The 12,367-nt window shown below is 33.5% G+C and carries 15 protein-coding genes and 1 pseudogene; 3 read left to right on the forward strand and 13 right to left on the reverse strand.

What is annotated here, in order from left to right; translation table 11 throughout:
- Positions 1-43 precede the first annotated feature (43 nt).
- The 9 genes and pseudogenes from A3SG_RS19175 to A3SG_RS0105150 all read right to left on the reverse strand — a co-directional run bounded on the left by A3SG_RS19175 (position 44) and on the right by A3SG_RS0105150 (position 5,764).
- Positions 44-1,506: pseudogene (locus A3SG_RS19175) on the reverse strand (DUF5687 family protein).
- 48 nt (positions 1,507-1,554) lie between these two features.
- Positions 1,555-2,262 carry a hypothetical protein gene (locus A3SG_RS0105110; protein ID WP_016988947.1) on the reverse strand — a complete coding sequence of 236 codons (708 nt, stop codon included), beginning with the start codon at positions 2,260-2,262 and terminating at the stop codon, positions 1,555-1,557.
- Positions 2,263-2,273: 11 nt separating this feature from the next.
- Entirely contained in the window at positions 2,274-2,945 is a 672-nt protein-coding gene (locus A3SG_RS0105115; RefSeq protein ID WP_016988948.1) for a hypothetical protein, read from the reverse strand.
- 112 nt (positions 2,946-3,057) lie between these two features.
- On the reverse strand, positions 3,058-3,372 hold the full coding sequence (locus A3SG_RS0105120) for a GIY-YIG nuclease family protein (RefSeq protein WP_016988949.1): 315 nt from the start codon (positions 3,370-3,372) through the stop codon (positions 3,058-3,060).
- 334 nt (positions 3,373-3,706) lie between these two features.
- Positions 3,707-4,018: a GIY-YIG nuclease family protein gene (locus tag A3SG_RS0105130; protein WP_016988951.1), complete on the reverse strand. Its 312-nt coding sequence runs from the start codon at positions 4,016-4,018 to the stop codon at positions 3,707-3,709.
- A gap of 73 nt (positions 4,019-4,091) precedes the next feature.
- Positions 4,092-4,241 carry a hypothetical protein gene (locus tag A3SG_RS21840; RefSeq protein ID WP_016988952.1) on the reverse strand — a complete coding sequence of 50 codons (150 nt, stop codon included), beginning with the start codon at positions 4,239-4,241 and terminating at the stop codon, positions 4,092-4,094.
- 111 nt (positions 4,242-4,352) lie between these two features.
- Positions 4,353-4,664 (reverse strand): GIY-YIG nuclease family protein, encoded by a 312-nt coding sequence (locus A3SG_RS0105140; RefSeq protein WP_016988953.1) that lies wholly within the window; start codon positions 4,662-4,664, stop codon positions 4,353-4,355.
- A gap of 76 nt (positions 4,665-4,740) precedes the next feature.
- A complete protein-coding gene (locus A3SG_RS0105145) occupies positions 4,741-5,418 on the reverse strand; it encodes a hypothetical protein (RefSeq protein WP_016988954.1) in 678 nt (225 codons plus the stop codon).
- Positions 5,419-5,422: 4 nt separating this feature from the next.
- Positions 5,423-5,764: a PadR family transcriptional regulator gene (locus tag A3SG_RS0105150; protein ID WP_029596620.1), complete on the reverse strand. Its 342-nt coding sequence runs from the start codon at positions 5,762-5,764 to the stop codon at positions 5,423-5,425.
- Positions 5,765-5,915: 151 nt separating this feature from the next.
- Here A3SG_RS0105150 and A3SG_RS0105155 point away from each other — a divergent pair, with 151 nt between their 5' ends.
- Positions 5,916-6,965: a ferredoxin--NADP reductase gene (locus tag A3SG_RS0105155; RefSeq protein ID WP_016988956.1), complete on the forward strand. Its 1,050-nt coding sequence runs from the start codon at positions 5,916-5,918 to the stop codon at positions 6,963-6,965.
- 82 nt (positions 6,966-7,047) lie between these two features.
- On the opposite strand, the gene A3SG_RS0105160 is transcribed toward A3SG_RS0105155, so the two are convergent.
- Positions 7,048-8,061 (reverse strand): glycosyltransferase family 9 protein, encoded by a 1,014-nt coding sequence (locus tag A3SG_RS0105160; protein WP_029596621.1) that lies wholly within the window; start codon positions 8,059-8,061, stop codon positions 7,048-7,050.
- 266 nt (positions 8,062-8,327) lie between these two features.
- Positions 8,328-8,933 carry a DUF4254 domain-containing protein gene (locus A3SG_RS0105170; protein ID WP_016988959.1) on the reverse strand — a complete coding sequence of 202 codons (606 nt, stop codon included), beginning with the start codon at positions 8,931-8,933 and terminating at the stop codon, positions 8,328-8,330.
- 132 nt (positions 8,934-9,065) lie between these two features.
- Between A3SG_RS0105170 and upp the strand changes: the two genes are divergently transcribed.
- Positions 9,066-9,719, forward strand: a complete 654-nt coding sequence (upp, locus tag A3SG_RS0105175; protein WP_016988960.1) for a uracil phosphoribosyltransferase — start codon at positions 9,066-9,068, stop codon at positions 9,717-9,719.
- Here upp and A3SG_RS0105180 read toward each other — a convergent pair.
- Positions 9,714-10,643 carry a DUF6427 family protein gene (locus A3SG_RS0105180; RefSeq protein WP_016988961.1) on the reverse strand — a complete coding sequence of 310 codons (930 nt, stop codon included), beginning with the start codon at positions 10,641-10,643 and terminating at the stop codon, positions 9,714-9,716. The two genes, upp and A3SG_RS0105180, sit on opposite strands and share 6 nt — an antisense overlap.
- A 143-nt stretch (positions 10,644-10,786) precedes the next feature.
- Between A3SG_RS0105180 and A3SG_RS22230 the strand changes: the two genes are divergently transcribed.
- Positions 10,787-11,017 (forward strand): DUF6341 family protein, encoded by a 231-nt coding sequence (locus A3SG_RS22230; RefSeq protein ID WP_016988962.1) that lies wholly within the window; start codon positions 10,787-10,789, stop codon positions 11,015-11,017.
- A gap of 52 nt (positions 11,018-11,069) precedes the next feature.
- Here the strand turns inward: A3SG_RS22230 and purD are convergent, their stop codons facing one another.
- Positions 11,070-12,344, reverse strand: coding sequence for a phosphoribosylamine--glycine ligase (purD, locus tag A3SG_RS0105190; protein WP_016988963.1), 1,275 nt, complete (start codon positions 12,342-12,344; stop codon positions 11,070-11,072).
- Between the last annotated feature and the right edge of the window lie 23 nt (positions 12,345-12,367).

A 12,367-nucleotide genomic window follows, 5' to 3' on the forward strand; every position in this document is an offset into this window, starting at 1 on the left:
ATTTTAATCGTTTAACTGGTTATTTCGTTAATCTGATTTTTAATTATCCTTTTTGTTTATAAGCTGCAATGGTGGCGTATTTCTCTGATTTGTATATTTTCTCAATCAAGGAGAACGCTTTCTCTTTAAATGCAAAACCTATCACACCTGCTGATGCTACAAGTGCTAAACCCACATTAGCGCTCACATATCTTGAACCTAACCAATACAATAATACAGGCAAAGCTAATTGCGGAATCGATATGAGCATAATTTTTATATTGAATGCTTTTTTATCTCCAAAAGCGCCTTTTCCTGAACTCAAATCGATAGGTGTTTTTGTGTATGCGCCACCTAGCAAAACCAAATGCGAATTAACTCCAATGTTATAAATTGCACCAACTACTATGGTTAAATATATCTGCCATCCAAAATAGAGATAAAACGAGGCAATAGTTGTTGTTAGTATGGTAGCGATTACCATTAGCCACCATTTACTACTCAAATACCCTCGATATGGAATATTTTGCGTCATCATTAACTGGTAATAAGCGCTATCCCAACTAGGAACAAATTGTCCAAAAGTAATTAAGAATCCACCGGAGACAAAAATACCTGCAAAAATATGCATTACAGGACCATAAAAGGCAGTTGTAGAGAAAAACAGAAGACCGTAAAATAAAAACATCACGCTTAATCCAACGGTAGTTTTAGAACGCTTGTTTCTTTTTATAAGTTTAATGTCATTTTTTAAGAAGGTTCCTATGGTTCCAAATTGATTCAACCACGTTAAATCCTCCGTTTCTGCAATATCGTGTTTGCTAGACAATCCAGCATCTAAGTATAAATTGCGTTTGAAATATTGGAAAGTAGCATAGTATAGGGCAATTAAAGCTACAACTGGAATAGAAAACACCCAATAAGTATTGAAAATAGCATTAAATAATGGCGCCGTATAATCCGTGATATTGAACAATCCATAGTAGTGTAATCCTCCTAAAACCGCCGCTACTATCAAAAAAAAGTAAATAAATTATCTTTATTACTGAGTATAATATTAATAAAATTGTTGATGTACAACAGTGAAAATATCGAAGAGTACCACAGTATTACAGACAACACATCATATCCTTCTACCATCAAAACGATACTAAAGGGAATAAGGAAAAAACCATGAACTAAATTGAAGAATGACAAAATAGTTTTTCCCAAGGAGAAATGTACAATAGTGGCTTTTTTTATGGGGAAAACCAATAAAGGCCGAATGTTCATTACAGGTATTTTTTGCAACAGCAACCGACTGATTAAATCCATCACTACATAATAAATCATGAATTTATTAACCGTTACGATAGGATCCAGATTCATTTTTTTCAAAATATAAAAAGTCCCAATTCCTAATGCCAAAAAAACCAGAATAAAATAAGCAGCGATGAATCCCATTAGGATTTTTAAACCCAAGTTAGTTGCAAAGGAGGCCGATCTATAAAAGGATTTCCATTCGAGATAAAGGAATTTTTGAATCATAGTTTGGTTATTTTGGTTTTACAGTAAGTAATAAAGAACAAGAAAATGTTACAGCTTTTCTAATTTATACTCTGGATAGGTGGCTATTAAATAACTTTCGGCCTTAGAGGGAATAATCTTGAAAATGATAAAAATCAGTATAGAAAACACTACAGAAAAGAAACTCAATCCCAGCACCCAATTGGCATTTCCAAAAAAATTATCAGTCTGATCTATTAATTGATTAAAGATATTAAATGGCAAAACAATGATTCCTGCAATACTTCCATATTGATTAATTATTTCTTCAAACAACCAAATTTTTTCTTTTGTCTGCGCTTTCAACTGCTTTTTTTTCCTGTTTTTGAAAATTTTATAAAATGAAAATACTGTCAAAATGAGATACAGCCCCATAAAAATCCATCCGCTATAAATGCTCACTTTTAAAATGCTAAATAGGAGCAAAGTCATTGCTATCGTCAATACAATCTTTGGGATACCAAAAAAATCTTTAAAATGCTCCCAAACGATGGAGTTATACTTTTTACTTAAAACTGCCTGTCGTTTTTCTACCATATCCATAAATCCAAAAACGCCAAACTTCTTAAATTCAACATTTAAGGCTTCGTCAAAACTACGCTTGGGATTCTCCTGCCATTGGGTTTCGATGGCATTGGCTAAATGATCGACTAGCTCTGATTGCAAGTCATACCATTCTACATAATGCTGGCGAGTAAAAATGAAAAGATGGTCTATTTGTGAGGCGGTTAGTTTCATGAATTATAATTTTAATCGGCTAATTTTTTTACAAATTTAAAATGTTGAACTAAAAGTCGAAAACTGTTCAAGAGGAACAACAAAAATACTATTGTAAACGCTAGAGGAACCAACTGAATTTCTAGATTTCTATAAAGAGTAGTTATGTCAGAAGTTCCAATCATTATAGTAATTGGATAAAATAAAGTCAAAAAAAATCTTTTGTTAAACAGAGTTGAAAAAACAGTTTTATGTTTCGATTTTAAAAGAACTATTCCTGCTGAAATAGCGAAAACGGCTCCTATAATAAATAATATTTTAAAACTTATTCCAAGCAGTATTAAAAAATCGATATTATGATTAATCCTGAACATTGTAAAAATACTGACAGTAAACAGTAAAGCCAAAACACTAACCCATTTCAATTCTCCTATCGCAGCGCCGGCCAATTTATCCATTGCAATCTTAGGCCCGAAAAAATGATTTCCCAACAAGAAACCATAGGTTGTAAGTTTTAATTGTGGCTTCCATTTTTTAAAAACCATCTGCGTGCTTTCTTGAAATGTAAGGCTGTTTTCTTCCATTAAAACTTCAATTTCTGAAGCAATGTGATCCGTAACTTCTAGTTTTATGTCATCATACTTAAGACCGTTTAAAACTAAAATTTCGTCGATTAAGGCTATTTGTGAGGCGGTTAATTTCATGTTTTATCTTTATGAAAATTGGTGTTATTTTTTAATTTTTGCTTTTAGTACGAATTACCAATGACAGAAAAAGACCCCTATTTGTAATGCTGAGGAACGAAGCATCTCTACACTATTCTTCGAACATGTAATTAAGAAAATTCAAATCTGGATTAATTGTTTTTATTAGTGTGATTTTCTTGTCTTTTTTCCATCCTTTAATTTCTTTTTCTTTAGCGATTGCTATTTGTATCCAAGTAAACTTTTCAAAATACAATAAATAATGAACATTATATTTAGCTGTAAACGAGTTAGGATTCAAGGATTCTTTGTGCTGCTGTAATCTGATTTTTAAATTATTTGTAACTCCGGTATATAACACTGTTTTAGCTCTATTAGTTAAAATATAAACGTAATAATTATGATACCCTTCTTGAAATTCTATCATGTTATTTTTGTGTTTAATGTCCCGTTTTATGGAGATGCTTCGTTCCTCAGCATGACAAGTTACTATTGGTATGCTAATTACTATTCGGAATAGATTGCGTTTTTAAAACTTCAATCTCAGAAGCTATATGATCCATAACTTCTAGTTTTATATCGTCGTATGTAAGACTGTTTAAAACTAAAGTCTCATCTATAAAGGCTATTTGTTGGTTAGTTAGTTTCATGTTTTGTCTTTGCGAAAATTGGTAATTTTTTTAACGTTTTGAAATATTTGTTTTTAATATGAATCTTCTCAATTACTCTGTCATGTTGAGGAACGAAGCATCTCTACAACGCTATTCAAACAAGTAATTAAGAAAATTCAAATCTGGATTAATTGTTTTTATTAGTGTGATTTTATTGTCTTTTTTCCATCCTTTAATTTCTTTTTCTTTAGCAATTGCTATTTGTATCCAAGTAAACTTTTCATAATACAATAAATAATGAACATTATATTTGGCTGTAAACGAATTAGGATTCAGGGATTCTTTGTTTTGTTGTAGCCGAATTTTTAAATTATTTGAAACTCCTGTATACAACACTTTATTCGCTTTATTGGTTAGAATATAAACGTAATAATTATGATACCCTTCTTGAAATTCTATCATGTTATTTTTGTGTTTAATGTCCCGTTTTATGGAGATGCTTCGTTCCTCAGCATGACAAGTTACTATTGGTATGCTAATTACTATTCGGAATAGATTGCGTTTTTAAAACTTCAATCTCAGAAGCTATATGATCCATAACTTCTAGTTTTATATCGTCGTATATAAGACCGTTTAAAACTAAGGTTTCGTTGATAAAGGCTATTTGTGGGGCGGTTAATTTCATGTTTTATCTTTATGAAAATTGGTGTTGTTTTTTAACGATTTGAAATATTTTTTTTAATATTAATCTTCTCAATTACTTTGTCATGCTGAGGAACGAAGCATCTCTACAACGCTATTCAAACAAGTAATTAAGAAAACTCAACTCAGGGTTAATTGTTTTTATTAGTGTGATTTTCTTGTCTTTTTTCCATCCTTTAATTTCTTTTTCTTTAGCGATTGCTATTTGTATCCAAGTAAATTTTTCAAAATACAATAAAAAATGAACATTATATTTGGCTGTAAACGAGTTAGGATTCAAGGATTCTTTGTGTTGTTGTAGCCGAATTTTTAAATTATTTGTAACGCCAGTATACAAGACCGTTTTAGCTTTATTGGTTAAAATATAAACGTAATAACTATGATACCCTTCTTGAAATTCTATCATCGCAATTTTCGTGTTTAATATCCCGTTTTATGGAGATGCTTCGTTCCTCAGCATGACAAAGTAGGTTTTGATAATTCTAAATTAATTGATATTGTCGTTTAATATCAGAAACCACTTTATTTGTTAAATGTCTACCCGTAAAGACAAGTAAAATCCCCAGCACCCAAATACAACAAAAAGGAATAAACAATAAATGATTGTACTCAAAATTTTCTTTAAATGGCTTTGCCAATATTAAGGGGTAAAACGACAGCAGTAAAGCGCTATTATTCATTTTATAAGCTGTTTCAAGCGCCAAGAAACCTCTATCGTCTATTTTTTTAAAACGATACCAATTTAAAATCGAAAGTGCAGAAAAACCAATTAACATTCCAAATAAAACCCTCATGTAGACTACAATGTTATCAAAATAAAAAGTTCCTTGATAAATTAAAAATACAGCTAGCGCACTTGCAAATATTTTTGGAAACTTTAAATAATCAGCAACCATCGCCCATTGTGCTTTTCTGTGCTCTTTTCTTAGTATTTCGGTTCGCTCCTTTTCAATTGCTTTAAAACCATTCCTTCCAAACTTTTCCTCAGCATATTGTTTTACCTGATAAAAAGTAAGCTCCGAGTCTTTCGCCCAAAACTCTTCCATACTAGAAACCATATGATCCGTCAATTCTACTTGCAATTCATACCATTTGATGTCGCGAGATTCGATGTAATCAGCTATATATTCGACCTGTCCTGCTGTTAATTTATTTTCCATAAAATTAAAATTCTAATTTAGGACTTGGGTTCACTAAGGATTGCATCGTTCTAATAAAATCTTCCAGTTCTGCGAGTCGGTTCACGGTTTCCTTAGTTCCCGCTTCTGTAAGTTTATAATATTTTCGCATCCGGTTATCCACTTTTTCAATTTCTACATCTAGAATACCTTCGGCTTCGAGTTTGTGCAAAGCAGGATAGAGCGCACCTTCAGTGATATTGAGCTCCCCTTGGGTTATCGCTTTTACTTTTTGAGTGATTTCATACCCATACATCTTACCATTTTCCTCTAGTAATTTCATGATAATGGTATTTAAACTTCCTTTATACAACTGTGAATTTTTCATTTTTTTTCCATTGCGAGGCACTATGCCATCTCCTTTTTAAAAACAAATATACATAAGATTCTTATACATAACTGTTCTATGTATAAAAAAATTCAAAGACTTTAATTTAAGAAACCTATTCTGTTTAGTATATTTGTAAAAAAATTAAACTATGTCCTCATTTTTAAAACTAATTATAAAAGAAATCCGACGCGAAACTAAGGACGCGATTTCAATACTTTTTAATGTTCCTGAAGAATTAAAGCCTGATTATGCTTTTATTGCAGGACAGTACCTCAATTTACGTTTAACGCTTGACGGTGAAGAAATTCGCCGTGCTTATTCTATTTGCTCTTCTCCAGAAAGTGGTGAATTGCGAATCTCAGTAAAAGCAGTGAAAAACGGAGTGTTCTCTCAGTTTGCCAACACTAAACTAAAGGTAGGACAAGCGCTTGAAGTAGGACAACCAGAAGGAAAGTTTCTATTTGAGCCTAAAGCAGACCGACAAAAAAATTATGCTGCATTTGTATCTGGAAGTGGTATAACACCAGTACTTTCGATCATTAAAAGCGTACTAACAAGCGAACCTAAAAGCTCTTTTGTACTAGTCTATGGTAATAAAACGCCTGAAGACGTGATGTTTAGCAAAGAATTACATGATTTACAGCTACAACATGTGGGTCGCTTTTTTATTCACAGTGTTTTTAGCCAAGCCAAAGTGGAAGATGCTCTATTTGGTCGAATCGAAAAGTCAACCGTGAATTATATTATGAACAACAAACACAAGGAGCTAGAATTTGATAAATTCTACTTGTGTGGCCCAGAGACTATGATCGAAGTAGTTACGAGCGTTTTGAAAGAGAAAAACGTCAAAGAATCAGCTATAAAATTTGAGCTATTTACTGCGTCTTCACATGAAAATGTGATACAAGATTTAGAAGGACATACAAAAATTACGGTTATGGTGGATGACGAGGAAACCACTTTTGAAATGTCTCAAAAACAAACGCTACTGGAAGCTGCCCTAAAACAAGGCTTAGACGCTCCTTACTCTTGTCAGGGAGGTATTTGTAGTAGCTGTTTAGCTAGAGTAACATCGGGAACTGCAGAAATGTCAAAAAACTCTATCCTAACAGATGGTGAAATAGCCTCTGGACTAGTTCTTACCTGCCAAGCGCATCCTACATCAGAAACAATCTATGTGGATTATGATGATGTCTAGGAAATAAAGATCACCTATTTAAAATTCCAAACTCCAACTTCAAAAACTGGAATTTGGAATTTTTTTTTAAGATTAAAGCGACTTACTCTTCTAACTGCTTCTGAACTCGCAAGACCACCATTTCTCGCGTAATGGTTCTCATCGCCTCATCATAACCGGGAACAATTTTATTTCCGTAAACGGAGGTGGGCAGCATAGGATATTTTTCCCTGTCTGAAAGTAAAGCATTTTCTAAAGGCTGATTGAAAGGTGCAAATCCTGCATAAGGATGCGTACCACCCCAAATTGTGATGACTTTTACTCCCAGCATAGCCGCAATATGCGCATTCCCAGAATCCATGGAAACCATGACATCCAGATTGCTAATAAGTGCCAACTCTTGTTGTAACTTCATTTTTCCAGCCATGTTAATTACATTGTCTTTTGAACCTGACATCACATCTAAGGTTTCTATTTCTTTCTTTCCTCCTCCAAAAAGAAGGATTTTATGTGCTGGATTTTCGGCCAATTGATGAATCACCTCTTGCATTAAATCTAAGGGATAGACTTTAGCCTCGTATTGTGCAAACGGAGCGATTCCAATTAATTTTTGGTGATCAGATCCAATAAAATTTACTATTTCTTGATCTAACGTGGTTTTTTGGGGAAATATCGGACTAGACAAATCTACCGGAAAACCGAGTTCCTCAAAGACTTTCACGTGTCTTTCAAATACGGTAAACAAGGGCTTAAAAACCTTGTTTTCGCGACGAGTCAATTCTTTTTTCGCTTCACGACCTTTGTCAGTATAGGCTGTTTTTTTTCCGTTTAATGTAAATAATGTTCTGACTATTTTAGAACGCAAGACATTATGTAAATCAGCAAAAGAGTCGATTTCCAGTTTTCTAACGTCTTCAAACAAACGCAACAGGCCTAAAGGCCCTTTATGTCGGTGTTTATCATCGAAAGCAAAAAAAGAAACATTGTGTATCCCTTCAAAAAAAGGCTTGAAAAAAGGACGCGATATGACCGTTAGCTTTACCTTGGGGTATTGATTTACAAAAGCCCTTAAAACAGGAACCGCCATGGCGACGTCTCCCATTGCGGAAAGTCTCATGACGGCTATATGTGTGTGAATATTCACCACCACTATTGCTCTGTATTTTTTGAATCGTTTTGTGATTTTCTGTGCTTCAACATAACATTAGCCCTTCTTAAATAAAAAAAACCAAACAACACAATCATATAAATAGCAATTCCAGACTGTTTCTCTTTTTCAAGAAAACTATTTTCGTACAAAACATAAAAAGCGCCTAAAAATCCAACGATATAAATGACCTTAAAAAACAATGGTTCCGTTGAAAAAAAGAAGTCTTTACCATCTTATTTTTTATTTTGGTACAAAACAGGATTTAATTCATCATCATTGTACATCTTCATCTGTTTATACACTTTCATGAACTTATCCCCACTTTCTATATCTGACAATAAATCATCAATTGCAGTAGACAAGTCCGTTCTTTGTTCTAACAGGATATTTAATTTTGCCTGACATTTATCTCTATGCTCCTGAGAAGCTGCTGCACGAGTGGCTTCTTCATTCATATGAAAAATTTTCAATGCTAAGATGGATAATCTGTCAAAAGCCCACGCAGGACTTTCTGAGTTGATTTTTGCATTATCTTTTACTTTTACATCGCTGTATTTTTGCAAAAAATAACCATCAATATATTCCACCATATCAGTACGTTCCTGGTTAGAAGCGTCAATTCTTCTTTTTAAAATCAAAGCAGCAACAGGATCGATATTTGGATCCCGAATTATATCCTCAAAATGCCATTGAACAGTATCAATCCAGTTTTTTAGATACAATAAATGTTCAAATTGCTCTTTAGGAAAAGGGTTATTTATAGGCTGGTCTACATTATCAAATTGATGATAATCTTTGATGCTTTTTTCGAATACGGAGTACGCTAATTTTGAAAACATATTTTATATTTTATAGTTACAAAGATACTTTTTATACTTTTATAAAAAAATTACAAATCACAAAACTAATCTAGAACCAAAAACGCAACATCAAATCTGATTTGGCAACTAAAAACAATAATTACATACATCATGCAAATTCACAATCTCTCCGAAAAAAATAGCGTTCTTAATCATTTTCTTGGTCAAATAAGAAACGTAAATATACATAAAGATAGCATGCGTTTCAGAAGAAATATTGAAAGAATAGGGGAAATAATGGCCTATGAACTGAGTAAAGAATTGCATTATAAAGCGGTCGAAATTCAGACACCGTTAGGTACAAAAAACACCACCGAAATTGCTGATCAATTAGTTATCTGTTCTATTTTACGTGCAGGTTTTCCTATGCATACGGGTTTTTTAAATTATTTTGACGCTGCCGAAAACGGTTTTATATCTGCCTACAGACATCATCCAAATAATGATGATTCCTTTGAAATCCTTGTTGACTACCAAGCTATTGCTGATTTTAATGACAAATATTTATTACTAGTAGACCCAATGCTTGCCACAGGCCAATCGATCGTAGCCGTTTTTAACAGATTGATGGAAAGAGGAGCAGCAAAAGAAATTCATATTGCCGTCGTAATTGCTGCACCGGAAGGAATAGCCCATCTGGAAAGATGCTTACCAGACAGGTGCCATCTTTGGGTAGCCTCTTTAGACGAAAAACTGGACGAGCGTAGTTATATTGTACCGGGACTAGGCGATGCAGGAGACTTGTCGTACGGAACTAAATTATAGTTGCGAGAAAAAAGCGAATAAGCTGCAGGCAATTAGAACAAACAAAACCATTTCCTGTTTCAATTTTAACTGGTGCATTTCAATATGACTTGTTGCCATAATAGCTAATGGAGCGATTGTGAAAATCAGCAAATCATTGCTTTTGTTTGAAGAGACTAAGAAAATCAATACCCCGATAAAAAAGGAAGCAATGATTTTTTTAAAGGAAGCATGAGTTACCATTGGTCTGCTGGATAGCGTCGCACACATTGAAATAACAAAGAATAAAGCCACAGTTGCATAAATAGACAAAGCTCCGTTTTGATAATTATTAGAAAAATAATTGATTTCAAAACTGGTTTTTACACTGCTGTTGATATACTTTAATGCGCTGATGTCAAAAAGTATCGAACTAAGCGCAAAAAGAGTTCCTACTGCAAAAAAGGCAATAAACGGTAATATCCAGTTTCTATAATCTCGAGAAACGTGGAACATTATCGAGATAAAGACCAATACTAAGTACAGAATTGACCAAAAATGGAATAAAGCAGCCACAAAAATCCATAGGGAGGCATCGAATATTTTTTCGCTAGACGCTTTTAGGGACTGGAGAGAGAGTAATCGGCGAAGCGCTAATAGAATAAATAAATTAGCAAAAACTAAATTAATATTGTCTAATACCGAAGGAAAAAAAATCAGAAATAAAAAATAAAAGAAGATGGTGTAACTACTGTCTTTACTCAGTCCGTTCTTTATGGAAATGAAATTTGTAAAAAAAATAGATCCTAATAAAACAAGTAAAATTCCAACCTTTTGACTAATTAGTATACCGGAATCGATCCAAACCAAATCCTGAATTTGATAGATCAAAAAAAAACTCAGTATTACTATCACCATTAATGAAAAATTTAATGGTGTAGATTTTTTAAAAAGGCTTGTAATCATAAGGATATTTTATACTTTTGTAACTTTAAAACTGTAAATATAATACTTGTTTAAAAAGGAAACACTCAAGTTGAAAAAGATTCTTAATAAAAGGATTTTTTACTCCTTGGAAATTACAAGAACAACAACATAATTTTAAAGATATGAAATCATTTTTTGAAGGAATTCAGTACCTATTTGTAAATATATTATTTACTCCGTTAGACTTTTTACGTTCATTGGAACTTGAATCGTGGTTTGTTGCCAATACTATCAATTGGCTTTTCATGATCATTTGTGCAGCAGCAATGGTATACTGGGTTATGCAATTGAAATTACACGATGACAATGGTGAAGAAAACCAAGATACTACAGCGCACTCTTTTTTTAAATAGAAGGCAGTATTAACCCCAAATAAAATTTAGGGTTAAACAACACTTCACTTATTTATAATAAATCGTTGCCAATATCTTTTCTAAAATTCATCTTATCAAAATGTAGCTTGTCTATATTTTGATAAGATTTTTTTATGGCCTCTTGAAAGTCATTCCCGTAAGACGTTATAGCTAACACTCTTCCTCCGCTAGTGACAACAGCTCCATTATGTAGTTTCGTCCCGGCATGAAAAACAATAGAATCCGTAATTTTATCAAGTCCAGAGATCATCTTTCCTTTTTCATAATCTTCAGGGTATCCTCCAGATACGACCATCACCGTTGTCGCGCTTCTCTCGTCAATTTCAAGTGTGATTTCGTCGAGCTTTTCATTGGCCACTGCCAAAAATAATTCTACCAAATCAGTTTTTAATCTTGGAACAACCACTTCTGTCTCCGGATCTCCCATTCTTACATTATATTCAATAACAATGGGTTCGTTATTTACGTTAATCAAACCTATAAACACAAAACCTTTGTATGGAATACCGTCTTTCTGGAACCCATCAATTGTAGGTTTAACGATGCGTGTTTCTATTTTTTCCATTAATACGGCGTCAACATAAGGAACTGGAGAAACCGCTCCCATTCCGCCTGTATTCAATCCCGTATCGCCTTCGCCAATGCGTTTGTAATCTTTGGCCGTTGGAAGTATTTTATAACTTTTCCCATCAGTAAGAACAAAACAACTCAATTCTATACCGTCAAGGAATTCTTCAATAACTACTTTAGCACTAGCTGCGCCAAATTTTTGGTGTACTAGCATATTTCTTAATTCTTTTTTGGCTTCTGCCAAATCATGAATTATCAACACCCCTTTCCCTGCTGCTAATCCGTCTGCCTTCAATACATAAGGAGGTTTTAAAGTGGCAAGAAATTTACATCCTTCTTCTACTGTATCGACAGTAAAACTGTCGTAAGCGGCAGTTGGTATCTTATGTCTCACTAAAAATTCTTTAGCAAATTCTTTACTTCCTTCAAGCTGGGCTCCAACTTTAGAAGGTCCAATAACCGGGATATGACTCAACTCTTCATCGTTTATAAAAAAATCATAGATTCCTTTTACCAAAGGATCTTCGGGCCCCACAACAACCATTTCAACCTTCTCGGCCAGAACAAATGCTTTTATGGCGTCAAAATCAGTGATACTGACGTTGACATTTGTTGCTATTGCTGCGGTTCCAGCATTCCCTGGCGCAACAAAAAGTGTATCGCAAAGTGGGCTTTGAATCATTTTCCATGCAAATGCATGTTCTCTTCCGCCTGAACCTAAAAGTAAAATTGTCATCTGTTGTGTTGTTTAGTTTCTCG

The sequence above is a fragment of the Flavobacterium sp. ACAM 123 genome (assembly GCF_000264055.1).
In the GTDB taxonomy this organism is placed as follows: domain Bacteria; phylum Bacteroidota; class Bacteroidia; order Flavobacteriales; family Flavobacteriaceae; genus Flavobacterium.

Bases quoted from the DNA above. Each gene is read 5' to 3' on its own strand.
- A3SG_RS0105110 (WP_016988947.1), bottom strand. From the start codon at position 2,262: ATGAAACTAACCGCCTCACAAATAGACCATCTTTTCATTTTTACTCGC.
- A3SG_RS0105115 (WP_016988948.1), bottom strand. From the start codon at position 2,945: ATGAAATTAACCGCCTCACAAATAGCCTTAATCGACGAAATTTTAGTT.
- A3SG_RS0105120 (WP_016988949.1), bottom strand. From the start codon at position 3,372: ATGATAGAATTTCAAGAAGGGTATCATAATTATTACGTTTATATTTTA.
- A3SG_RS0105130 (WP_016988951.1), bottom strand. From the start codon at position 4,018: ATGATAGAATTTCAAGAAGGGTATCATAATTATTACGTTTATATTCTA.
- A3SG_RS21840 (WP_016988952.1), bottom strand. From the start codon at position 4,241: ATGAAATTAACCGCCCCACAAATAGCCTTTATCAACGAAACCTTAGTT.
- A3SG_RS0105140 (WP_016988953.1), bottom strand. From the start codon at position 4,664: ATGATAGAATTTCAAGAAGGGTATCATAGTTATTACGTTTATATTTTA.
- A3SG_RS0105145 (WP_016988954.1), bottom strand. From the start codon at position 5,418: ATGGAAAATAAATTAACAGCAGGACAGGTCGAATATATAGCTGATTAC.
- A3SG_RS0105150 (WP_029596620.1), bottom strand. From the start codon at position 5,764: ATGAAAAATTCACAGTTGTATAAAGGAAGTTTAAATACCATTATCATG.
- A3SG_RS0105155 (WP_016988956.1), top strand. From the start codon at position 5,916: ATGTCCTCATTTTTAAAACTAATTATAAAAGAAATCCGACGCGAAACT.
- A3SG_RS0105160 (WP_029596621.1), bottom strand. From the start codon at position 8,061: ATGAGACTTTCCGCAATGGGAGACGTCGCCATGGCGGTTCCTGTTTTA.
- A3SG_RS0105170 (WP_016988959.1), bottom strand. From the start codon at position 8,933: ATGTTTTCAAAATTAGCGTACTCCGTATTCGAAAAAAGCATCAAAGAT.
- upp (WP_016988960.1), top strand. From the start codon at position 9,066: ATGCAAATTCACAATCTCTCCGAAAAAAATAGCGTTCTTAATCATTTT.
- A3SG_RS0105180 (WP_016988961.1), bottom strand. From the start codon at position 10,643: ATGATTACAAGCCTTTTTAAAAAATCTACACCATTAAATTTTTCATTA.
- A3SG_RS22230 (WP_016988962.1), top strand. From the start codon at position 10,787: ATGAAATCATTTTTTGAAGGAATTCAGTACCTATTTGTAAATATATTA.
- purD (WP_016988963.1), bottom strand. From the start codon at position 12,344: ATGACAATTTTACTTTTAGGTTCAGGCGGAAGAGAACATGCATTTGCA.